Below are 22,810 nucleotides of genomic sequence, written 5' to 3'. Positions count from 1 at the left end.
CTCTTTCGGGTGTGGCTCGGCCAAGGGCGGGTGTGGCTGGGTTAGGAGCGGCCGCCGCGCCACTCTGAGTAGAGCAGCCAGATGAGGTAGCTGCCACCGATGACGGCGGTGACGACTCCGACGGGCAGCTGGGTGGGTGCGAGGATGCGCATGGCGACCAGGTCGGCCAGTACGAGCAGGGTGGCGCCCATGAGAGCGGCGCCGACCAGGGTGGTGCCGCCGGTGCGCGTCAGGCGGCGGGCGAGTTGGGGCGCGGCCAGGGCCACGAAGCCGATGGGTCCGGCCACGGCGATCGCGGCGCCGGTCAGGGCGCTGGCGGCGGCCATGGCGATGATCTGGGTGGAGGTGGTGGACACGCCCAGGCCGCGTGCGGTGTCGTCGCCCAGTTCCATGAAGCGCAGGCGTTGGCCCACGGCCAGGATGATGGGGACCAGGACGGCCACGCCGATCCACACGGCGGCGGTCTCGCCCCAGCCGCGGCCGTTGAGGCTGCCGATCATCCAGATCTGGGCGCCCAGGGCGTCGGTGAGTTCGGCGCGGGTCATGAGGTAGTCGCGTACCGCGGCGAGCATGGCGCTGACGCCGATACCGACCAGGACGAGCCGGTAGCCCTGGACGCCGTTCTTCATGGCCAGCAGGTAGACGACGGCGGCGGTGATGAGCCCGCCCGCGATGGCGCCGAGGGAGATCACGAGGCGGCCGGCGCCCAGGATGAGGATGGCGGCCACGGCGCCTGTGGCGGCTCCGGAGGTGAAGCCGATGATGTCGGGGCTGCCCAGGGCGTTGCGCGACAGGCTCTGGAAGACCGCGCCGGCGATGCCCAGTGCGGCTCCCACGCCGATGGCGGTCAGGGCGCGGGGCAGGCGTACGTCCTGGACGAAGAACACGTCGAGGTGTTCGCCGAAGCCGAGGAGGGCGGCGGGCACGGCGGAGAGTGGGACTTCGTAGTCGCCGACCGAGACCGAGACCACCAGGGTGGCGAAGGTGACGGCTGCCAGGGTCAGGCAGACCACGAGTGTGCGCGGGCGGACCAGGAAGGACAGCCGCTCGGCCGGGGAGCGCCACACGCGGGAGCCGCTCGGTGTGATGCGGCCGCGCTCGGTGGTACGGCGCTTGCGTGCCAGGGTGTCGCTCACAGCTGGGCCATCTTTCTGCTGCGGACCAGGGCGATGAACAGGGGTGCCCCGATGAGTGCGGTGATGATGCCGACCTCCAGTTCGGAACTGGGCAGGACGACGCGTCCGGCGGTGTCGGCCGCGGTGAGGAGGATGGCGCCCAGGATGGCCGCGTAGGGCAGGAGCCAGCGCTGGTCGGGGCCGGTGATCACGCGTGCGACGTGGGGGATGATCAGGCCGACGAACCAGATGGGGCCGGCCGCGGCGGTGGCCGCGCCGCACAGCAGGATGACGCCGACGGCGGTTCCGGCGCGGATGAGGGGGATACGGGCGCCGAGGGTGGCGGCCAGGTCGTCGCCCAGGGCCATGGCGTTGAGTGAGGGGCCCAGGGCCAGGGTGACGAGGATCCCCACGACGAGGAAGGGGGCGACCTGCCAGAAGATGTCGAGGTCGCGGCCGGTCAGGGAGCCGACCTGCCAGAAGCGGATGCGGTCGAAGACGAAGTCGTTGAAGACGATGACTCCGTAGATGAGGCCTTGGAGGACGGCGGCCAGGGCGGTTCCGGCCAGGGCCAGGCGTACGGGGGTGGCGCTGGCGCGGCCTCGTGAGCCCAGGGCGTAGACGGCCACGGCGGCGAAGGCGGCGCCGATGAAGGCGGGCCAGACGAGGTTGGTGCCGCTGGCGCCGAGGACGAAGGCGGCGATGACGACGGCCGCGGCGGCGCCGGAGTTGATGCCCAGGATGCCGGGTTCGGCGAGGGGGTTGCGGGTCAGGGCCTGCATGAGGGCTCCGGCCAGGCCGAGGGCGGCGCCGACGAAGATGCCGATGATGGTGCGGGGCACGCGCAGGGTGAGGATGACGTCGTGGTCGTAGGAGCCGTTGTAGTCGGTCAGGGCGGCCCAGACGTCGGCGACGGGGATGGGTTTGGCGCCGACGGTGACGCTGAGGAGTGCGCAGACGACGAGGCCGCCCAGGGCGATGATCAGGCCGGTGGGGCGGATGACGCGTCTGGTGAGGGTGGGGCGCGTTGGTGTGGGCGCGCGCAGGGCCACGGCTTCCCCGTTCGTCTGTCTGGGTGACTGGGTGCTGGGATGGGTTAGGTGAGGCTCGCCTACAGTGAGGCCGACGAGGCATCGTAGGGCATCGACGGACTTCCACCGAACCGCACACTGGACAGGTTAGCCTTACCTATATCCTGTTCGCACGGAAGGGTCCCACAGATGTCCGATCTCGCGCACCGTTTGCGCCTGCTGAGCCTGCCCGCCCTGGTCGGGGTGCTCGCCCTGGCCGGTTGCGGTACCGACACCGCCTCCGACGACGTCGGCGGGGACGGACCGACCCGCACCGTGGAGGCGGTCAACGGGGAGGTGGAGATCCCCGACTCCCCCGAGCGGATCGCCGTGCTGTGGCGGCCCTCCCTGGCCGCGGTCACCGAGCTGGGCCATGACGTGGTCGGCACCATGGGTACCCCGGGCGCGGACGACCACGAGCTGGCCCCCTTCCTACCCGAGGGCGTCGACGGATCCGACCTGGACCTGGTCACCAACTCCCCCGTTGAGGACGACGTCAATATCGAGGAGCTGGCTACGACCGAGCCCGACCTCATCATCGGGGTCAGCACCGAGATGGGTACGCAGGCCGAGATGCTCGACAACCTGGAGGCGATCGCCCCCACCGTCCTGCTGGAGTGGGAGGGCACCGGGGCCTGGCGCGGCCACCTGGAGGAGGTCGGCGAGATCTTGGATGCCCGGGCCGAGGCCGAGGAGGCCGTGGCCGCCTACGACGAGGCGATCGAGGAGGCCCGGTCTGAACTGGCCGAGGCCGGTGTCGACCCCGCCTCGACCGAGCTGTCGTTGGTGCGGCTGCAGGACGAGACCGAGATCCGGTTGGAGACCCCCGAGTCCTTCCCCGGCCAGATCGTCGAGGACCTGGGCTTCGAGCGCCCCGACACCCAGTTGGAAGGTGAGGACGACACCGACTTCATCCCGCACAGCTACGAGAACCTGGAGCAGGCCGACGGGGACGCGGTCTTCGTCCTGGCCGGTTCGGGCTACCCCGACGCCCCCGACACCTTCTCCGAGGGCGTGTGGGCCAACCTGGACGCCGTCCAGGACGAGGAGCTGTACCGGGTGGACTACGACTTCTGGGGCTCGGCCAACTACCACGGCGCCCACCGCATCATCGAGGACGTCACCGCCGCGCTGACCGGCCAGACCGACCCGGCGGTGTAGAGCGGGCCGTGCCATCCCTTGCGCTGTGTGGGCGCACCTGCGCCCACACAGCTCTGTGCCTTTAGTCCGTTAGTCCGTCACCGGAAACTCCATCTCCCGCAGCGGCACCTGCGACCAGTCGATGTCCGAGCCGAAGTAGAAGTCCATAAGGGGCGGCATCTTGTATCCGGTCTGCTGTCTGGCCACTTCGACCCGGTACTGGGGATCGTGCACCAGCGTGTACAGGTTGCGGTCGGTGACCTCAGTGCTGGTGTAGATCCGCAGCGCCTCGGAGTCCTCCGTGCGCAGGATGAGCTCTTCGCGCCAGTCACCGAAGACGTCGGCCACCAGTGAGGGGTCGCCGCCTTCGTTGTTGGTCAGCGTGCCCTCGGCTTCCAGGAGGGTGCCGTTCTGCCAGTCCTCGATGGCGGGGGTCTCGGTGCCCGCACCTTCGAGCAGCTGGGTGGTCATGTCCGCGGCCCAGCGGATGCTCATGTTCGTGCCGGGAGTGTCCTCGCCGAGATACTCGCCTTCGACGGTGAACAGACCTGTCGGATCGGGTCCCTCTTCACTGATCGACGTCCAGGCGTGGTAACCGGGGGTATCGGGGTCGATGTCGCCGACCATGCCGCGCTCGGGGTCCTCGGGGGTGTAGCCGCCCCAGAGGGTTTCGCCGGTCTCGGCGTCGCGCATCACATAGGCGTACGGAGCGAACGGGCCGTCCTCGTGAATCGTGAAGATTTCCTTGCCTTCGCGATTCGGGTCGAAGTACCCGACGAACAAGGCATCACCGTGGCCGAGCTTCATCTCTTCGCCAGGGATGTCACTGTCCTCATGACCGATTCCGGTGGAGGAGTAGAGCAGGCTTCCGTCATGGTCCAGGGTGGCTCCGCCGTAGACGATCTCCTGCTTGCCGTCGCCGTCGACGTCGGCCACGCTCAGCTGGTGGAACCCCTGGCCGGCGAATTCACCGAAGTCCGGGTCGTTCCCCTGGCCCTGGTGGGGCCGAGCATTGAAGGGGTTCTCCATCGGCACGTGTCCGCTGTCAACGGTCCACCGCTCCTGGATGCTCTCACCGTCGAAGTCATAGGTGGCGACCACAGAGCGTGTGTACTGCCCACGGCTGAACACCGCCGACGGCGCCTGGCCGTCGAGGTAGGCCACCCCGGCCAGGAACCGGTCCACACGGTTGCCGGGCTCGATACGCTCCAAGGCGTAGTCGCCCCAGAGCAGGCCGTCGTCTCCGCGTTCTGGCTCATAGTGGACCGTGTCCAGCTCGGCGCCGGTCTCACCGTCGAACACCGTGAGGTACTCCGGGCCGTCGATGATGAATCCCTCGAACTCCCGCAGCTGCGCGTTGTTCTCATCGCGCTCTAGCGCGTACTCGTCGAAGAAGAGGTCGGCGAGCTCCTCGGCATCCTCCCGGGAGAGCGGGTAGTCATGCTGAGGCTCCTCACCGAAGGCCTCTTCGAGAGTCTCGGGCCAGTTGCCGTCCTCCACCTCGGGGTGCTCGTGCCAGGTTTCGAACATCTCGACGACGTGCTCGTAGTAGTCCTCGGCACTCAGCCGGTAGTCGTCCTCGTGGCTGTAGCCGACCTCGAGGTCCTCCTCCGGCATGGTGATGAGCTCCTCCTTCCCCGGCTCACCGTCCTCGTAGGAGGTGCTCGTGGTCCCCGGCGCCGTCTTCATCATGATCTCGGCGCGTCCGTCACCGTCGAAGTCGTAGACCAGGAATTGGGTGTAGTGGTTCCCCGCGCGGATGTTCACGCCGAGGTCGATCCGGTTGAGCAGCTCGCCGTCGAGCGTGTAGGTGTCGATGATCGTGCTCCCCGTGTAACCCACGTGGGAGTTGTCCTTGGAGTTGGTGGGATCCCACTTGACGACGAACTCGTACTGACCGTCACCGGTCACGTCGCCCACACTCACATCATGCGCCGTGTACTCGTAGTCCTCCCCGGCCGGCGTGGTGCCGCCCTCAGGCTTGTCCAGCGGGAGGTCGTAGTGGCCGTCCCCCCAGGGACTCGCCTGGCCCTCCGGTCCGTCACCCTTGACGGGGACCACCGTGTACTCGGACTCTCCCGAGCTGTCTTCATCGACATAGTTGGTGCTGTCCTCGACGGTAGCGATGTGCTCACCGTCACGATGAACCTCGAAGCCGGGCCCTTCGAGCCCGGCATCCGCATGGCCCTCTGCCTCGTCCCCGAGCAGCCGCCAGCTGAGGAAGACGCCCTCGTCCGTGTCAACAGCGACGAGCCCACGGTCAAGGTTCTCTAGCTGAACCGCAGGCGCCGCGTCCGCGGCGGGGTCGCCTCCGTTCTGCGCAGCAGGGCCGCCACCGCCTGCTCCGCAAGCGACGAGGGTTATGGCAGACACTCCGGCAACGGCCACGGGGCCGAACGGGAGACTCTGGATCGGACCGACATGATGAGCCCTTCTAGTGGTCGCGAGTGGTGAGCCCTACACATGGGCCGTGAACTGCCGCGTTCCAGCCGTCACCAATAAATCGATTTACAGACGCCGCAGGCTACCGTATGACCCGAGTCACACACCGTCAAGAGTGCGACGAGACTGAGCTGTTCCTGGCCGCCGTGCGTCGGCTCACCCGAGCTTCGGCGCCCCCGCGCCCGAGCCGTCTTTACAACAAGGGCGGGAGCGTGCCACCCTCCTACGTGAAACCGGTTTCACACAGGAGGATGACGCGATGGCCTCGGACGACCCAGCCACCGGTGTGACCATCCGCACCGTGGCACAACACGCGGGCGTCTCCCCCGCCACCGTCTCCCGCGTGCTCCGCGGCACCGCCAAGGTCTCCACCGCCACCGAGGAAAGGGTCCGCGCGGCCATCCTGGAACTGGGTTTTCGCCCCAGCCGGCTCGGCGTGGCCCTGGCCGAACGCAGGCACGCCGCCAACGGCATCGTCTTCCCCGACCTGTCCGGCCCCTATTTCGCCGAGGTCATCCTGGGCTACGAGGAGGTCGCCGCCGAACTGGGGCACTCCGTGCTGATCCTGTCCACCCGCGGGCGCACCGACCCCGAACGCGCGGTCCGCGACCTCGCCGACCGGGTCGACGGACTCCTGGTCTTCGGCCGCACCGTCGACGACCCGGCCCTGACCGACATCATGGCCTCGGGAGTCCCCGTGGTCCTCATGGCCCGCCCCGCCATCGAGGGCGCCGACAACGTCACCGCCGACAACGAAGACTCCGCCCGCGCCCTGGCCGAGCACCTGGTCGCACTCGGCAAGCACGACATCGCCTACCTGGGCTCACCCGAGGACTCCAGCGACACCGCCCAGCGCTGGTCGGCACTCGAACAGGTCCTGACCACCCGCGGTCTGCCCGTACGCGCACCCGTGCCCTGCGGATTCGGGGTCGCCGACGGCCGCACCAGGGCCAAAGAGGTCCTGGGCGGCGCCTCGGCACCCGACGCCCTGGTGTGCGTCAACGACGAGGTGGCCCTGGGCGCCATGGAGGCCGCCGAACAGCTCGGCCTCACCGTGGGCACCGACATCGCCATCACCGGCTGGGACGACATCATGGCCGCCCGCCACGCCCGTCCGGCCCTGACCACCGTGCGCCAGCCCATGCGCGAGCTGGGCGCCGCCGCGGCCCGCGCCCTGGACGAGCGCACCCGCGGCGGGCGCACCGACACCCGCCGCCACCACCTGCCCACCGAACTCGTGGTCCGCACCAGCTGCGGCGCCACGGCCCAAACGGCCCACGCCCACGGGGGCTGACGCGCGCACGCGCACACAGGGCTCGCCGAGCCGCCCACGGGCGGGCGACGTCCCTATCGAGCACCCCCTGGGAACCGGCCGCTCCATCCCCGACCCCTCACCGGAGCCCGCATGGCCACCCCCGCTCACCGCGCACAACCGACCTCTCCCGCCCCACCTGACCCACCGGTCTCCGCAACCCCGGTCCCGCCGGCCAGACGCCGCCGTGCCGCGGCCGGGGCCGCAGCCCTGGCCGGGGCCCTGGTCCTGACCGGACCGGCCGCCGTCGCCGACACCGGCCCCTCGGCCTCCTCGGGCAGTGCCGACGGCCACGAGGCGCTGCTCCTGGAGTACGCCGCCACCACCTGGGCCTCCTTCGACGCCATGGCGTTCCCGGAAACGGGGCTGCCCACCGACAAGCTGGACACCTCCCTGGAGCCGGACAGCCGCCGCGCCTACACCTCTCCCACCAACATCGGCGCCTACCTGTGGTCGACGGTGGTGGCGCGCGAACTCGACCTGGTCGACGGCGACGAGGCGCACCAGCGCCTGGAGCGCACGGTCACCACCCTTGAGTCCCTCGAACGCCACGAGGACTCCGGCCAGTTCTACAACTGGTACGACCCGGCCACCGGCGACCTGGTCGAGGTCTGGCCCGAGGACGGCGAGAAGGTCGACCACTTCGCTTCCAGCGTCGACAACGGGTGGCTGGCCGCGGCTCTGGCGGTGGTCAGCAACGCCGAACCCGCCCTGCACGAGCGGGCCGACGAGCTGCTGCAGAGCATGGACTTCGGCTACTACTACGACCCGCACGTGCGCGAGGACGGGGGCGCCGGCCAGCTGCGCGGCGGGTTCTGGGCCGAAGAGCCAGCCGACGACTGCAGCGTGCCGGGCAAGCGCGCCGACGGCAAGCCCGCCGAGGACAAGGTGTGGTTCACCTGCAACCACTACGACCTCATCAACTCCGAGACCCGCATCGCCACCTACGTGGGCATCGGCCTGGGACAGATCCCGCACGAGCACTACTTCGGCGCCTACCGCACCTTCCCCGACACCTGCGAGTTCGCCGACGTGCAGAGCCAAAAGCCCGAGGGCGAGTGGACCGAACACTGGGGGGTGCCGGTCTTCCAGGGCTCCTTCGAGTACCGCGGCACCCGGTACGTGCCCAGCTGGGGCGGCGGTATGTTCGAGGCGATGATGCCGCCGCTGTTCGTCCCCGAGGAGGACTGGGCGCCCGACAGCTGGGGCCGCACCAACCCGGCGTTCGTGCACGGCCAGATCGAGCACGGTCTCGACGAGGCCGAGTACGGGTACTGGGGTTTCTCGCCCTCCAGCGACCCCTTCGCCGACTACGGCGTCTACGGCGCTCCGGCGCTGGGTATGGGCCTGGACGCCTACCCCTCCGACCGTGAGGGCACCGAGGTCGACTACGGGTTCGGGGACTGCCGTGAGCCCGGCCCGGAGCCGGAGTTCGGCGACGGGGTGGTGACCCCGCACGCCGCGTTCATGGCGCTGCCGCACGCGCCCGAGGAGGCAGTGGACAACCTGGAGCGGCTGCGCGCCGACTTCGACGTCTACGGCCAGGGCGGTTTCGCCGACGCCGTGGCCGTGGGCAGCGGGACCGTGGCCGAGCTGCACCTGTCCCTGGACCAGGGGATGGCCATGGCGGCGCTGGGCAACGAACTCGCCGACGACGTGCTCCGGGACGCCTTCACCGAGGGCGAGATCGGCGAGCGGCTGCGCCCCGTGATGGGCGTGGAGACCTTCAACATCCCCGCCGACCAGGAGGTGGGCCGCTAAGAACCGCACCTCCGCACGAGTGAGCCGCCCGTCCCGGCGAACGGGGCGGGCGGCTGGATCGCCGCCTAGAGGCGGGCCGGGCCGTCCGCGGGCAGTTGACCTCGGCGGGAGAGCGCGGAGTTCGGGACAGCTACCGCTCCCGGACGGTGTAGGTCAGGTGCGTCACCCTTGGGGAGGGCTCCGCACGGACCGGTTCCAGGGCCACGCGGCCCGCGTCCACACCCTCGAACAGGCGGATTCCGGAGCCGAACAGCACGGGTGAGAGCGCGATCGAGAACTCGTCGACCAGGCCGGCGTTGACGTAATCCACGATCGTTGCGCCGCCGCCCGCGATGCGGACGTCCAGGTCACCGGCGGCCTCGCGCGCATGGTCGAGCGCGGACGCGGTGCCGTCGTTGACGAAGTGGAAGGTAGTCCCACCCGGCCGCTCCCAGGGGTCACGCCTTTCGTGCGTCACCACGAAGACCGGCGTGCGGAACGGCGCCTCCTCCGGCCACGCCCGCTCGCCGGCGTCGAACATGCGCTTTCCCATCACGCTCGCGCCGGTGCGCTCGAACGTCTCCCGCACGATGTCGTTGTCGCGCCCTTCCTCGCCGCCCTCGCCGAGCTTCAGGCGCTCCCGTAAATACCGCTGCGGGAAGATCCACTGCTGCAGCTCCATCCACTGCTGCCCCATCAAGTCCTTGGGGGACTCGGGCGCGATGAACCCGTCCAGCGACATCGACACGCTGAAGAACACCAGCCCGGCCATCAGCCCTCAGCTCCCTTCCGAACGATCTCGGTGACGTAGGCAGCCAGGTTGCTCAGGGTCTGGGTGCCGCCCTCGACCGCGTGGTACTTCTCGACCGCCTCGTCGCGCAGCTCTTTGGTGGGGAACACCGTGCGCATCTCGATCCGGGTCGCGGCTCCGGCGGGCGTGAACGTCAGGACCGACTCGAAGGCGTTCGGGTCGTCGCGGAACTCACCGTGGAGCAACGCGATCCGCTCCGGCGGGGTGATCTCGGTCCAGGAGATCCACTCCTGGTAGTCCGTACCGTCCGGTCCGTGCATCTCGAAGTCCCACACCCCGCCGAGGCGGAATTCGAACGCCCTCGTGGTGGTGCTGAACCCGTGCGGTCCCCACCACCGCGACAGGTGCCGCACTTCGGTGAACGCCTCGAACACCAGCTCCCGTGGGGCACTGATGACGCGGGAGACGACGATCTCGCGCTCGGCCGCGGCTGAGTGCCCCGCCGTGTCCCGTCCTTGCTCTGCCATCGCTCACTCCCCCTGTTGTGCCTGCTTGAGGTCCTGCACGTACTCGTCCAGCCGGTCGAAGCTCTCGTTCCAGAACCGCTCGAACCCGCCGGTCCACTCGTGGACCGGTCGCAGCCCGCGGGCGTCAAGGCCGTACAGGCGCTGCTTGCCTGCCTTGCGGTCCCGCACCAGACCGACCTCCCGGAGCACCCGCAGGTGTTTGGACGCCCCCGGCTGGCTCATCCCCAACTCCTGGGCCAACTCGGTCACCGGCCGCTCACCCGCCCGCAGCAGCGCCAGGATCTCCCGGCGCTGCGGCTCGGCGATCGCGTTGAAGACGTCCGACGTTGTCGCTGCTCGTGCCATGGATTCCAATATATTCCGATATCGGCATGCGTCAAGCAAGAGGAACCAGGCAGGCCTTGTCAGATCCGGCAATACCCCGAGGTTCGCGCGCCCGCCACCACGAGGAACCGAACCCCACACGCGAAGAGCCGCCCGCCCCGTTCGCCGGGGCGGGCGGCTCTTCGCGTGTGCTGGGGTCACTCGGCCACGGGGACCAGCTCCACCAGGGAGAGCGCGGGCTGGGGCAGGTCGAAGTCCACCTCGAAGCTCCCACCGGAGACGGTGACGGTGCGCTCGGGGTGCAACGGCTCCAGGACGTCCTGCCGCCGCAGGCGCTCCCACTGCCCCTCGTCGGGCCACAGGCTCCCCTCGGGGGCGCCCTCCCCTGCCGAGGGCCGCATACCCTCGTCGGACCCGCGCACCGCACCGCCCAGGGCGCGCCAGCGCTCGGCCACGTTGGAGTGCCCGTCGTCGACCCGCAGGTGGCGCAGCACGTAGTCACCGTCGGCCAGATGGTCCAGGCGCAGGCGCACCGTGCGGTCGAGCAGGGGCGCACCGGCCGCCTTGGTCTGGTCCAGGGTGCCGTTCCACAGCACCACCGCGACCCGGCCGTCGGGGTCGGCCCCCGCCCAGGACTCCACCAGGGAGTCTGCCCCGTCGCCGGTGGCGGTGACGGCGAGCTGCTCCTCACCAAGGCGGTCCAGCATCGACAGCGCCCAGAAACGGGGCTTGGCCAGGTCCCCCACGGTGCGCAGGCCGAAACCGCCGTGCATGAGCGCGGGCGGGCGGCCCAGCTCCTCGAAGTGGTCGGAGACCACCCAGTAGGACAGGGCCTCGATGCGTCCGGCGGCCGAGCGCATACCGCGGGCCAGGAAGGCGGCGGAGAAGACCGAGTCGTTGACGGCGTTGAAGTGCTGGGGAGTCACGCCCCACTCGGTCCACCACACGGGGGTGTCGGCGCGGCCGTGGCGGGCCAGCTGGGGGCGCACGTCCAGAGGCGGGGAGCCGTAGGTGTGGGTGGAGGCGAAGTCCAAGGCGGTGTTGACGCCTTCGGGCCCGACCCGGTCCAGGTGGTCCAGCATCTCCTCCACCCACCCCGAGGCGGCCGAGGAGGGCCCGCCCACCCGCAGGTCCGGGTGCACGTCCTTGACGGCGGCCACGGAGGCGTCGTGCAGGTGCCAGAACTCCTCGGGTGTGCCGCTCCAGAACACCTCCAGGTTGGCCTCGTTCCACACCTCGAAGGACCACTCGTCGCGGACCTCGGCCAGCCCGTACCGGTCCACGAGGTGGGTGACCAGGTCGTGGACGAGGTCGTACCAGCGCCGGTAGTCCTTGGGCGGGGAGATGACGGCGCCGTACTCGAACACGGTCTTGTCGGGGTCGGCGGCCAGGTCGCGCGGCATGAACGACAGCTCCACCACGGGGCGGTAGCCCAGGTCGCGGACGGTGTCGTAGACGCGGTCGATGCCGGTGAAGTCGTGCACAGGCTGGCCGTCGACCTCGCGGTACACGCCCAGGTCGTCGCAGAGGATGCCGTGGGCGCGCACGGTGCGGGGGCCGAAGTGCTCGCTGGCCGCGGCCAGCGCCGCCCGCAGCTCCTCGCCGATGGGGCGCCCGCCGCTGGTGTCCTCCTCCAGCAGGTAGGACAGGTGTTCGGAGCCGACCATGGGGCGCCAGGGACGCGGCAGGGTGCCCTGGCCGGCGGAGGTGTCCACGGCTACCTCGACGACGCCCGCCCCTTGGGCCTGTGCGGTGGCCTTGACCGGCGGGCTCTGTTCGCCCTGCACCTTGACGTCGCTCAGGGTGGCCACCGTGTAGTGGTAGGTGCGGCCGGGCTCGGCGGTGGTGTCGGTGTAGGGCGGGTGGGGCACAGCGAGCACGTCCAGGCCCCGGTGGTCGACGGGGGCGAAAGGGCCGTGGGGGTCCTCGGACCGGTAGACCTGGTACCCCACCGCGTGCGGTATCGGATTCCAGGTCAGCGTGACCTGGCCCCGGCCGTCCTGGGCGCTGAGCCCCGTGGGCGGCGGAAGGAGCGGCGCGGTCGAGACCGCCGCGCCGCTGGCGATGCCGATGCGGGCCTCCCAGTCGCTCCGGGCGGTGCCGGTGGTGTGCTCCTGTGTCACGTGTCTTCCCCTTGTCTGGGTGGGCCGCGGTGGCGGTTGCCCGTGGCGGCTCTCGGTCGTGGTGGTGCGTGGCAGGTGTCGGTGGGGGTGTGGGAAGCGGCCTCACTTGATGCCGGTGGTGGCGATGCCCTGGACGAAGTAGCGCTGCAGGAACACGAACAGCACGAGGATGGGCACCACGACCACCACGGCGCCGGCCATGAGCAGGCCGTACTGGGTGGCGTTCTGTCCGATGGAGTACAAGGCGATGGCCACCGGCAGGGTGTACATGTCCTCGGTCTGGGCCACGACCAGCGGCCACAGGAAGTTGTTCCAGGCGCCCAGGAAGGTGAGCAGGCTCAGCGTGGCCACGGCCGGCCCGGTCAGGGGCATGATGACCTGGCAGAAGATGCGCAGCTCGCTGGCGCCGTCGATGCGGGCGGCCTCGATGAGGTCGTCGGGCAGCTGGGCGATGAACTGGCGCATCAGGAACACCCCCAGAGGCGTGACCAGGAAGGGCAGGATCATCCCGGCGTAGGTGTTGACCAGTCCCATGTTGCTGACCAGGACGAACAGCGGCACGAAGGTGACCATGCCGGGCACCATGAGCGTGCCGAGCACGACCACGAACAGCGCCTTGCGGCCGGGGAAGTCGATCTTGGCCAGCGCGTAGCCCACCATCGAGCAGAACACGGCGTTGCCCAGGGTGATGGCCACGGCCACGAACAGCGAGTTGAAGGCGTAGGTGCCCATGTCCAAGCGCTGGAACAGCTCGACGAAGTTGTCCAGCGTGGGCTCGGCGGGCCACCAGGTGGGCGGGACCTGGCGGATCTCGGCGTCGGACTTGACGGAGCTGAGCAGCATCCACACGAAGGGGGTCACGACCAGGACCAGGCCGACCGACAAGGCGGCCAGGACCAGGGCCCGTCCCGTGGGGCGGCGCCACTCCCGTGCCCGGTGGCGGGTTCGGGTACGGGGCCGACCGGGTGTGTGATCGCCGGCGTGCCCAGCCGTGGTGCGGTCGTCGGCCCGAGCCTGCTGCGGCGCGGGCGGGCGGGGTGTCGTTGCCATGTGCGGAGAACCCCTCCTTCAGGTCCGCGAGCGCAGGAGTCGGAACTGCAGCACGGTGAGCGCGATGATGCACACGAACAGCACGTAGCTCATCGCCGCCGCGTAGGCGTAGTTGCCGAAGCCGAACTGCGTGTAGATGTGGTAAGAGACGGTGCGGGTGGCGTCCAAGGGGCCGCCCTGGGTCATGACGAAGGGCTCCTCGAAGACCTGGAGGAAACCGATACCGGTGATGACGGCCCCGAACAGGATGATGGGCCGCATCATCGGCAGGGTGATCGAGCGCAACCGCTGCCAGGGTCCGGCACCGTCGATCTCGGCAGCTTCGTAGAGGTTGCGGGGGATGCCCTGGAGCCCGGCCAGGAAGATGACCATCAGGGTGCCGAAATTGCGCCAGACGGCCATGACGATGAGCACCGGCAGCGCAGTGACCGTGTTGCTGAGCCAGTCGATACCGGGGATGCCCACCGCGGCCAGGACGGTGTTGACCAGGCCGGTGTCGGGGTGGAGCAGGAAGCGCCACACCACGGCCACGGCCACGATGCTGGTCACCACCGGCAGGTAGAAGCCGGTCCGGAAGAAGGTCCGGAACCGGGTGATGCCCCGGTCGAGGGCGAGCGCGATGGCCAGCGCCACGCCGATGGTCAGGGGCACCCCGACCAGGACGAAGGCGAGGGTGTTGGCCATCGACCGCAGGAACTTGTCGTCGTCCAGGAGCTGGGCGAAGTTGTCCAGGCCCGCCAGTTCCACGGCCCAGGGCGTGCGCAGGTCGGCCGCGCGCATGTCGGTGAAGCTCATCAGCAGCGACATCAGCACCGGGCCCGCGGTGAAGGCGGCGAAGAGCAGCACGAAAGGGAGCGCGAAACCCCAACCGATCACGCCCGCGCGGGTGCGTCGGCTGAGCCCGCGCCAGCCTCGGGGGCGCTGGCCTGGGGGTCGCTGCGGTGCGGTGGCCGGTGCCGTGGTCGGGGCGCTCACGTGCGCTACTCCCCGGTCCCGATGGACTCGGCCTGGGACTGGATGCTGGCGGCGGTCTCCTCGGCGCTCTGGCCGCCGCGCACGGCCAGCTCCAGTTCGCTCTCCATGACCGCGGCGACCTGCTCCCAGTTGGGGATGGCCGGCGGAGCGATGGCGGTCTCCAGCTGCTCGCCGAAGAGCGCCAGACGCTCGTCCTCGGCCATCTCGGGCAGGTCCCAGGCCTCGCGCACCGAGGGCAGGGCGGACTGGATGCCGTACCACTCGGCCTGGACCTCGGGGTCGCTGAGGTAGTCGACGAGCTTCCAGGCGGAGTCGCGGTCGCTGGCCCCGTCGAAGACGACCAGGTTGCCGCCGCCGGCGAAAGCACCGGTGGTGGCGGCCTCGGGCATCAGGGCCACGTCCCACTGCTCGTCGAAGTCCTCGCCGCCCACCTCGTTGAGCAGACCGCCGTGGAAGGCACCGGAGTAGAAGGAGCCGATGCGGCCCTCGACGAAGTGCGGTTCGAGGACCTCGTCCTGACGGGTGTCGGAGGACAGGCCGTCGTCGAAGAGGCTCTGGTAGTACTCCAGGGCCTCGACCATGGCGTCGTTGTCCAGGTCGAACTCACCGTCGCTGTCGAGGATGTCGCCCCCGGCCTGCCAGTAGAACGGCAGGAACGTCTGCCAGGAGCCGATACCGCCGGGGAAGACGGAGACGCCCTGGTCGGCGCCCTCCTCGTGCAGGGCCTGGCCGAACTCGCGGGTCTCCTCCCAGGTGGTGGGCGCTTCGGCGCCCGCGTCCTCAGCCAGGTCGGAGCGGAAGTACATCAGGCGGGTGTCGCCGTACCAGGGCACCGCGTAGGAGGTGTCGTCGACGACGGTGGACTCCCACAGGGCGGGGAAGTAGGCGTCGGGGTCGAAGTCGGGGGGTGTGGCCTCCAGGGCACCGGTCGCGGCGAACTCGGCCATCCAGGTGGTGCCGACCATGGCCACGTCGGGGGTGGAGTCACCGGCGATGGCGGTGGAGATCTTGTCGTGCGCGGCGTCCCAGGGCACCGGGGTGACCTCGACGTCGGCGTCGGGGTTGGCCTCTTCGAAGCCCTCCGCGAGTTCGGGCAGGTTCTCACCCTCGCCGCCCATGGCCCAGACGGTGATGGTGCCGGTGGCGGGCCCGTCGGAGAAGGATTCGGCGTCGTTGGCCGCGTCCTCGGGTTCGGCGCGCCCGCAGGCGGTCAGGGCCATGGCCCCGACCAGGAGGAGGGCGCTGGTGCGCAGGTGTGGCGGACGTGTCATGGCTGTTTCTCCCGGGGGGGGTGGCCCGTCGTTGTCACGCGAGGACGGTTCGGGTGTGCTCTGGGCGCCCGTCGGCGGGGCGACGGAGGTGCGGGTGGTGTGCGCGGATGTGTTCGTGTGCTGCTCAGAGTGGTGCAACAAACCTTGAAACCGGTTTCATGGTGCACTGTGTCACACCGCGGCAAGGCTCGTAAAGAGCAAGGATCGTGCTTGTTACAACAACGGGGCGAGCGGACCGGTCAGGAATCGAGAAGCCCGCGCCCGGCGACTCTGGTTGGCTGGACGGAGCCGCACCACCACCAACCAGCCGCTGGCAACTGCGCGAAGGAGTCACCCGATGGCGCTCTCCCTGAACACCGTCACCGTCGGCGTGCCGAAGGTGGAAGCGGCCCGCGCCTTCTACACGGGCGCCTTCGCGGCCACGGCAGCCGAGGGCGGTGGCTACAGTCACACCGCCAGCCTCGACCTGCACGGTACCGGAAGGCTCGACCTGCGCAACCTCGGGGAACTGGCCGCGGACACCGGTACTGAAGCGGTGACCATGGGCTTCGGCGGTCACGTCCTGTCCGTTATCGTCCGGCAGCCCGCCGAGGTCCGGGCCCTGTTGGAGGCCGCCACTGACCAAGGTGCGACGGTCGTCAAGCCCGCGAAGAAGGAGTTCTTCGGGGAGTACACCGCCGTCTACCGGGCACCGGACGGGGCCGTCTGGAAACTGGCCGCCGACACCAAGAAGGACAGCGGCCCCGTGCCCGAGCCGCCGGAGCCGATCGAGACCGCCGTCTACCTCGGTGTCGCCGCACCGAAGGTGTCCAAGGCCTTCTACGAGGCGCTGGGGATGAACGCCCGCCACGACTACGGCAACAAGTTCGTCGACTTCACCATCGCCGACGGCGAGTGTCGCCTGGGCCTCCTGCCGCGCAAATCCCTCGCCAAGGACGTCGGCGTCGACGAGCACGGTGAGGGCTTCTCCGCGCTCGTGCTCACCTGCACCGCCGCTTCCCGTGCCGACGTGGACGCCCTGCTCGGCGCCGTGGAGTCGGCGGGCGGCCGCGTCACCGCCGCGGCGGGCGAGGGCGGGCACGGTGCGTACGCCGGACGATTCACCGACCCCGACGGCTTCCACTGGTGCGTGACCGCACGGGCGTGACCGCGGCCGACTGGCCAGGTGAGCGCGAAGCTGTCGACGTTGCCTAGGTGCGCGGCCCGGCCTGGGCTACGACTGCGGCGACCCGCGGGTCGGTGGCGAAGTCCGCCTCCGCCAGCACCCGGTTGCCCTCCAGGGTCACGCCCTCGGGGGCAGGGCCGGGGTCGGCGTCCCAGTGGTTGCCGGTAAAGGACACGTGCTCCAGCGGCGGCCACACCTGGAGCACCACCGGGGTCTCGGCCCGGTGCACCACGTTGTCGCGCACACTCAGCCACGCCGCCCCGTAGTCGGTGTAGAGGCCGAAATTATAGGAGGTCACGGTGTCGCGGACCACGTTGCGGGCCACCACCGCGGCATCCTCCTCCCCCTCCCCCTGGGGCTCAGAGACATAGATCCCGCCCCCGTCGGCCAGGACCAGCATCGTGTCGTGGACGAGGTTGCTCAGCAGACGGGCTCCCCTGCTGCTGTAGAGCACGATGCCCGCGTGCGGCACGTGGCCGACCCGGTTGTGTGCCACGAGGGCCTCGCGGGTGTCGGAGAGCAGGATCGCGGGCGAGCCCCGGTAGTCACAGCCCACGCCGTGCACGTGGGTGTCCTCGATCCGGGTCCGGGTCTCCCCTGTCACGACCACGCCGCCGCCGGAGATGTCATCGACCCGGCTGCGGCGCACCGCGTTGTCCGTGCCGCCCTGGAACTCCAGGGCGACCGCTCCCATGCGGGTCAGGCGGCACTCTTCCAGGACTGTGCGCGAGCAGTGGTCGAAGAGCACGTTGCCCGGCATGGAGGCGCTGTCGGTGGGGACGGTGACGTGCCCGCCCTCGGTGAACTCCACGGTGAACACGTCCCCGCCGTCGTGGTGGCCGTTGCCGTGGTAGTGCAGAAATCCCTCAGGGGCACTGGGGCGCAGCCAGGTGGCGTCGGCGAAGGTGATGCCGCGAAAGACCAGGCCCCTGGCGCCGGTGGCGTGCACGAGGCGTTCCAGGACCGGGGCCACCACCTCGCCCGCCTCTCCGCCGGGAACCTCGCCGAGGCGGTCCTCGGGTCCGGGGAGGTGGTACAGAACGCCGTCGTCAAGGGCGAAAGTGCCGTCGGTGAGCAGGTCGGGGCTGTTCTCCACGTAGGTGGGGCGGTCCACGGCCACGTCCTCGCCCTCCTGCCAGGGCACGACCGCGCGGTAGAGCCGGCCGGCGCGCGCGAAGGCGGGCTGGACCATGGTCAGGACTGTGGTTTCGCCGTCCCGTTCCACCCGCTGTACCGGGCAGCGCGCCTCGGACCAGGGGTAGGCGGCCTGGTAGACCAGCTCGACCTCACCGTTCCAGGCCAGTGCGTCAGGGTGCGTACTGCGGTAGCCGGAGTCGGTTCGGGTGAGCTCGTGCTCGACGGGCACGCTGGCCCGTGGCACCCGGCGTCCACCGACAGAGAGCTGGCGGGTGGCCAGGCCGGGGACCTCGGCCCGGCGCACGCCCGCCCCGGCCTCGGTCCATCCGGTGATGACCCGGCCGCCGCTGATCACGGCCTCCTCCTGCTCGGCGGTGCCGTAGCCGTGGGCTTGGTAGACCACCCCGGAGTCGGCTCCGGTCAGGTGCAGGGTGCGGGTGAGACGGTGGGTGCCCGCACGGAGGCTGATCACTGTTCCGGGGGTGGCCGCGGCCCGGGCGGCGTCGCGGGCGCGTTCAAGGGTGGCGAAGGGGTGGTCGATCGTTCCGGGTCCGGAGTCGTCTCCGGCGGGGTCGACGAAGTATACGGGTGATCCTCCCAGATCTTGTATATGCCATAAACTAACAGATGCCGGTATACAACACAGGTGGACCAAGGAGGAGCATGGATCCCGAACGCGGCACCGAGCTGCTGTGGGCCCCGGGCCGCAGAGGGGACCTGAACCTGGCACGCATCGTCGACCACGCGGTCGCGCTGGCCGACGCCAAGGGGTTGGCCGCGGTGTCGATGCGCCGCGTGGCCGAACGGCTCGGCTTTACTTCCATGTCGCTGTACCGCCACGTGCCCGGAAAGGCCGAGCTGGTCGGCCTGATGCGCGAGCACGTCCTCGGCGAGTGGGCACCGAGCGGGCAAGACCAAGTCGACGGGCCGCCGAATACGGCCGCAGACGATGACCTGCCGTGGCGGGCCGCGGTCGAAGCCTGGGCACGCGGAGGAATGGAGCTGCACCGGCGGCACCCGTGGCTAATCGAGGCATCCGGAGCCCGCCAGGTGCCGGGCCCCAACGCGGTGGCGGGTTTCGAGCACGCGCTGACCGCCATGGCCCGCACCGGGCTCCCCCCGGCCGAGGTCGTGGCCGCCGTGACCCTGGTCGGCGACTACGTCGAGGGCGCCGCGGCACAGGAGCACGAACGGGCGAGAGCCGAGCAGGCCAGCGGACTCAGCCACGAGGAGTGGTGGGGTGGGCGCGAGTCCTTGTTCGAAGAGCTCGACGAGCGCTATCCGACGCTGAACCGCCTCTATGCGCAAGGGGCCTACGAGTCCCCGCCAGACCAGTTCGAGTACGGCCTGGCGCGGGTGCTGGACGGGATCCAGACCCGTGTTCGTGACGTAAATCGTGACGAAATAAGGAGGTTCGCACACGCCACCGAGTGCACTGAATGCGGCCGCCCGGTCGCCTACACGGGTTCCGGGCGCCCCAAGGACTACTGCTCCCGGGCCTGCCGCCAACGCGCCTACCGCGGCAGGCGCGGGTGAGGACCGCCCCTTCAGGAGGTCCCCCGGAGCAGCGGGACGGACGGCATCAGGCGAAGAAGAGGTCCCAGCCCATGCGGGCCAGCAGCGCCAGGACCACGACCAGGAGCACCGCGCGCACGAAGCCCGAGCCGCGCCGCAGGGCCATGCGGGCCCCGATCTGGGCGCCGATGATGGTGCACATCGCCAGACCCAGCCCCAGGAGCCAGTCCACGTGCCCGCCGAAGGCGAAGACGGCCAGGGCGCCGAGGTTGGTGCACACGTTGACGATCTTGGCCGAGGCCGAGGCGGAGACGAAGTCCATGCCCAGGACAGCGGTGAAGGCGATGATGAGGAAGACGCCGGTGCCGGGGCCGATGAGGCCGTCGTAGAAGCTCACGCCCAGCCCGGCCAGGGCCAAGACCGCCAGGATCCGGTTGCGGGTGCGCAGCCCGGGGTTGCTCGTGCTGCCCATGGCGGGGCGGAAGACCACCAGGAGGGCGACCCCGGCCAGAACGACCATGATGACGGGGGTGAGGACGTCGGAGGTCAGGGCGGTGGCCATGGCCGCGCCGAGTCCGGACCCCAGCAGGGCGAGCGCGGCGGTGGGAACGACGACGCGTCGGTCGATCTCGACCTTGCGGGCGTAGGCGATGGCCGCCGAGGTGGTTCCGAACACGGAGCCGAGCTTGTTGGTGCCCAGCAGAGTGGCCAGGGGTGTGTTGGGTGCGGCGACCATGAGGGCGGGGAGCAGCAGGAGCCCTCCCCCGCCCACGACGGCGTCGATCCAGCCCGCGGCGAGGGCGACGGCGAGGAGGAAGCCGAGGATTTCGGGGTCCATGGCTACCGGGCGCCTGCACTGATTGAGGGGATCATGGGGTCTCTTCAGGGACGGGGTACGGAACGAAGGCGAGTCTAACCAGCGGTTTCGTGTGCTCTGGCCGGGGACTGGGACACCGGCCCCTTGACAGGCGCGGTGCGGGACGAATTGGTCGTGTTCGTTGTGTTGTGGGGGTGTTGGTTTGTGCCCTTAAAGCGGTGCACCTTTACGAAGTAGATTCGTAGTTGGCGCAAAAGAAGCGGTGACGCCCGGGTACACGGGGCGCCACCGCCGTCTGGTGGGGAGTCTGGACCGAACCCGCAGCGTCGACTCAGAAGCCGGAGCGGTCGAACCAGTCCCTGGCCTGGACCAACACCTCCTGGGTGAGCTGGTGTCCCCCGGGGTGCTCGCGCGCCTCCACCCGCGCGCCCCGCTCCCCCAGCTGGGCGGCGAGCAGACGCGCCTGGTCGACGGTGGTGATGGGGTCGGCCACACCGTTGCCCAGGAACACCCGCGTGCCCGCGAGGTCCACCGGGTCCGGCTCGCGCCCCTGGAGCGGGGCACCGCCCGCGAAGAGCGCCGCACCCGAGACCAGGCCCGGGTGCAGGAGCAGCAGCCCCGCGCCGGTGTTGGCGCCGTTGGAGAAGCCGCTCACCACGATCCGCGCCGGGTCCAGGTCGTAGGCGGCGGTGGCGGCCTTGACGAAGTCGGCCAGCTCGGCGGTGCGCACGATCAGGTCCTCGACGTCGAAGACCCCCTCGCGCACGCGGCGGAACCAGCGGTTCATGCCGTGCTCGTCGACCTTGCCGCGCGGGGAGAGCAGGGCGGCCCCCGGTGACAGCGCACGGCCCAGCGGAAGCAGGTCGTGTTCGTCGGCGCCGGTCCCGTGGAGCAGCAGCAGGGTCGGGGCGTCGGCCCGGGTGGCCGGTTCGAAGACGTGGACGAAGTCCTCGGTGGTGGTCACTGGCCCACCTCCAGGTGGGGCAGGCTGGCGGCGATCTGCTCCTGGTCGGGCTGCAGCCACGGCGGCAGGCGCAGCGCGCGGCCCAGTTCGAGGAGCGGTTCGTCGTAGTCGAAACCCGGGCCGTCGGTGGCGATCTCCAACAGGACGCCGCCGGGCTCGCGGAAGTAGATCGAGGTGAAGTAGGTGCGGTCGCGGATCTCGGTGACCCCGACCCCGTCCTCGGTCAGGCGCTGGCGCCAGGCGTCCTGCACGGGGGTGTCCGGGGCGCGGTAGGCCACGTGGTGGACGGTTCCGGCGGCGACCATGCCGCGCTCGGCCTTGGGGTCGGCCAGGACGTCGACGATGGTGCCTACGCCGTCACCGGAGTCGTTGGTGCGAAAGCGCATCCGGTTGCCGTGCTCGCTGTCCAGGCGGAAGTTCAGCTGGTCGCCGAGCATCTGTGCGGTGCCGTCCGCGTCCTGCTCGGTGAGGGTGACCGCGCGGATGCCGCGGATGGCGTGCTCGGTGGGGACCACTCCCCCGTCCCAGGGATCGGTGTCGTGGTGGTCGCTGCTGGCGGCCAGCTCGATGACCAGGCCGTCGGGGTCGCGCAGGGTGAGGACGTCCTCCTCGCCGCGCTCGCTCGGGCGGGTAGTGGGCACGTTCAGCGCGGAGAGGTGCTCGGCCCACCAGCCCAGGGAGCCTTCGGGGACGGAGAAGGTCGTGGTGGTGGCCTGCCCGGCGCCGATGCGGCCCTGGGGCGCGTCCGGCCAGGGGAAGAAGGTCATGATCGTGCCGGGGTTGCCCGCGCGGTCGCCGTAGTAGAGGTGGTAGGTGTCCGGGGAGTCGAAGTTGACCGTGCGCTTGACCAGGCGCATGCCCAGAGCGTTCAGGTAGAAGTCAGCGTTGGCCTGGGGGTCGCTCGCGACCGCGGTCACGTGGTGGATCCCCGAGGGGCGCACGTCCATGTCCTTCACCTTTCCTCGAGCTGCGGGGCAGACTGCTGGCGGGTTACCCGGTGCAACAAGTTGAATCTTAAACTAATTCCGATGCGGATGTCTCCTCACCCACGGTGCCCGAGAAGTCGTCTGGCCGGGTTGACTTCCTCCCTCTGCTGAAGCGAGAGGGATTCCGACCAGACCCGAAGGGTCTGGTGGCGCTACGCGCCTCGCGGCGGCAGCAGGTTCCTGCTTCGCAGACATGGCAACCCAGAGGTCTCCGCAGGCTGACACGGTTCACCCTAAAGGGTTAGTCCATCCGCGCTTTTTGGTGTTCTTGGCCGCGTTCACATCCGCATGATCTGTATGCGCACACGCAGTACACCGGAACCGCGCTTGGCTCTCACGGGATGCCGGGTCCACATGGTCGCACTCAAAACAGGTCTGGGACGTGT

Annotated in this window: 20 protein-coding genes; 5 read left to right on the top strand and 15 right to left on the bottom strand. The window is 70.0% G+C overall.

From position 1 onward, the window contains the following. Nucleotides 1-41: 41 nt before the first annotated feature. Together ACYVDG_RS27685 and ACYVDG_RS27680 are read right to left on the bottom strand one after the other, a co-directional pair. The gene (locus ACYVDG_RS27685; protein WP_460760361.1) at nt 42-1,136 is read right to left on the bottom strand and encodes a FecCD family ABC transporter permease; all 1,095 of its coding nucleotides are present in this window, start codon (nt 1,134-1,136) and stop codon (nt 42-44) included. Beyond that, on the bottom strand, nt 1,133-2,167 hold the full coding sequence (locus ACYVDG_RS27680) for a FecCD family ABC transporter permease (protein WP_460760357.1): 1,035 nt from the start codon (nt 2,165-2,167) through the stop codon (nt 1,133-1,135). The genes ACYVDG_RS27685 and ACYVDG_RS27680 overlap by 4 nt, the downstream gene beginning before the upstream one ends. A 168-nt stretch (nt 2,168-2,335) precedes the next feature. On the opposite strand from ACYVDG_RS27680, the gene ACYVDG_RS27675 reads away from it, so the two are divergent. Further along, the gene (locus ACYVDG_RS27675) at nt 2,336-3,346 is read left to right on the top strand and encodes an ABC transporter substrate-binding protein (protein ID WP_460760352.1); all 1,011 of its coding nucleotides are present in this window, start codon (nt 2,336-2,338) and stop codon (nt 3,344-3,346) included. Between the two features lie 69 nt (nt 3,347-3,415). Here the strand turns inward: ACYVDG_RS27675 and ACYVDG_RS27670 are convergent, their stop codons facing one another. After that, on the bottom strand, nt 3,416-5,713 hold the full coding sequence (locus tag ACYVDG_RS27670) for a rhamnogalacturonan lyase (protein WP_460760348.1): 2,298 nt from the start codon (nt 5,711-5,713) through the stop codon (nt 3,416-3,418). Between the two features lie 313 nt (nt 5,714-6,026). Between ACYVDG_RS27670 and ACYVDG_RS27665 the strand changes: the two genes are divergently transcribed. Both ACYVDG_RS27665 and ACYVDG_RS27660 read left to right on the top strand, forming a co-directional pair. After that, a complete protein-coding gene (locus ACYVDG_RS27665) occupies nt 6,027-7,061 on the top strand; it encodes a LacI family DNA-binding transcriptional regulator (protein ID WP_460760343.1) in 1,035 nt (344 codons plus the stop codon). 111 nt (nt 7,062-7,172) lie between these two features. Continuing rightward, on the top strand, nt 7,173-8,840 hold the full coding sequence (locus ACYVDG_RS27660) for a glucoamylase family protein (protein ID WP_460760340.1): 1,668 nt from the start codon (nt 7,173-7,175) through the stop codon (nt 8,838-8,840). Between the two features lie 130 nt (nt 8,841-8,970). Here the strand turns inward: ACYVDG_RS27660 and ACYVDG_RS27655 are convergent, their stop codons facing one another. From ACYVDG_RS27655 to ACYVDG_RS27625, 7 genes are all read right to left on the bottom strand, one after another. Next, nucleotides 8,971-9,591: a dihydrofolate reductase family protein gene (locus ACYVDG_RS27655; RefSeq protein WP_460760337.1), complete on the bottom strand. Its 621-nt coding sequence runs from the start codon at nt 9,589-9,591 to the stop codon at nt 8,971-8,973. Then, nucleotides 9,591-10,097 (bottom strand): SRPBCC family protein, encoded by a 507-nt coding sequence (locus tag ACYVDG_RS27650; RefSeq protein WP_460760331.1) that lies wholly within the window; start codon nt 10,095-10,097, stop codon nt 9,591-9,593. The genes ACYVDG_RS27655 and ACYVDG_RS27650 overlap by 1 nt, the downstream gene beginning before the upstream one ends. A 3-nt stretch (nt 10,098-10,100) precedes the next feature. Next, the gene (locus ACYVDG_RS27645; protein WP_460760327.1) at nt 10,101-10,442 is read right to left on the bottom strand and encodes an ArsR/SmtB family transcription factor; all 342 of its coding nucleotides are present in this window, start codon (nt 10,440-10,442) and stop codon (nt 10,101-10,103) included. A 176-nt stretch (nt 10,443-10,618) separates the two neighbouring features. Then, nucleotides 10,619-12,544 (bottom strand): GH39 family glycosyl hydrolase, encoded by a 1,926-nt coding sequence (locus ACYVDG_RS27640; RefSeq protein ID WP_460760321.1) that lies wholly within the window; start codon nt 12,542-12,544, stop codon nt 10,619-10,621. A 102-nt stretch (nt 12,545-12,646) separates the two neighbouring features. Then, nucleotides 12,647-13,594: a carbohydrate ABC transporter permease gene (locus tag ACYVDG_RS27635; protein WP_460760317.1), complete on the bottom strand. Its 948-nt coding sequence runs from the start codon at nt 13,592-13,594 to the stop codon at nt 12,647-12,649. A gap of 18 nt (nt 13,595-13,612) precedes the next feature. Beyond that, nucleotides 13,613-14,569 carry a carbohydrate ABC transporter permease gene (locus ACYVDG_RS27630; protein WP_460760313.1) on the bottom strand — a complete coding sequence of 319 codons (957 nt, stop codon included), beginning with the start codon at nt 14,567-14,569 and terminating at the stop codon, nt 13,613-13,615. Nucleotides 14,570-14,574: 5 nt separating this feature from the next. Beyond that, complete coding sequence (locus tag ACYVDG_RS27625; protein WP_460760310.1) at nt 14,575-15,840, bottom strand: extracellular solute-binding protein; 1,266 nt, start codon at nt 15,838-15,840, stop codon at nt 14,575-14,577. Nucleotides 15,841-16,177: 337 nt separating this feature from the next. On the opposite strand from ACYVDG_RS27625, the gene ACYVDG_RS27620 reads away from it, so the two are divergent. Next, on the top strand, nt 16,178-16,987 hold the full coding sequence (locus tag ACYVDG_RS27620; protein WP_460760307.1) for a VOC family protein: 810 nt from the start codon (nt 16,178-16,180) through the stop codon (nt 16,985-16,987). A 43-nt stretch (nt 16,988-17,030) separates the two neighbouring features. Here ACYVDG_RS27620 and ACYVDG_RS27615 read toward each other — a convergent pair whose 3' ends face one another. Then, nucleotides 17,031-18,614 (bottom strand): right-handed parallel beta-helix repeat-containing protein, encoded by a 1,584-nt coding sequence (locus tag ACYVDG_RS27615; RefSeq protein ID WP_460760304.1) that lies wholly within the window; start codon nt 18,612-18,614, stop codon nt 17,031-17,033. 191 nt (nt 18,615-18,805) lie between these two features. Between ACYVDG_RS27615 and ACYVDG_RS27610 the strand changes: the two genes are divergently transcribed. Next, nucleotides 18,806-19,678 (top strand): TetR/AcrR family transcriptional regulator, encoded by an 873-nt coding sequence (locus ACYVDG_RS27610; protein ID WP_460760299.1) that lies wholly within the window; start codon nt 18,806-18,808, stop codon nt 19,676-19,678. 46 nt (nt 19,679-19,724) lie between these two features. On the opposite strand, the gene ACYVDG_RS27605 is transcribed toward ACYVDG_RS27610, so the two are convergent. The 4 genes from ACYVDG_RS27605 to ACYVDG_RS27590 all read right to left on the bottom strand — a co-directional run. Next, on the bottom strand, nt 19,725-20,495 hold the full coding sequence (locus ACYVDG_RS27605; protein WP_460760296.1) for a TSUP family transporter: 771 nt from the start codon (nt 20,493-20,495) through the stop codon (nt 19,725-19,727). 310 nt (nt 20,496-20,805) lie between these two features. After that, nucleotides 20,806-21,438 (bottom strand): alpha/beta hydrolase, encoded by a 633-nt coding sequence (locus tag ACYVDG_RS27600; protein ID WP_460760293.1) that lies wholly within the window; start codon nt 21,436-21,438, stop codon nt 20,806-20,808. Further along, on the bottom strand, nt 21,435-22,385 hold the full coding sequence (locus ACYVDG_RS27595) for a ring-cleaving dioxygenase (protein ID WP_460760289.1): 951 nt from the start codon (nt 22,383-22,385) through the stop codon (nt 21,435-21,437). The genes ACYVDG_RS27600 and ACYVDG_RS27595 overlap by 4 nt, the downstream gene beginning before the upstream one ends. A 267-nt stretch (nt 22,386-22,652) precedes the next feature. Then, on the bottom strand, nt 22,653-22,810 hold a 158-nt coding region (locus ACYVDG_RS27590), incomplete at its 5' end, for a zinc ribbon domain-containing protein (RefSeq protein ID WP_460760481.1).

This window comes from Nocardiopsis oceani, assembly GCF_054777395.1.
This window is presented reverse-complemented; position numbering and strand designations above follow the sequence as displayed.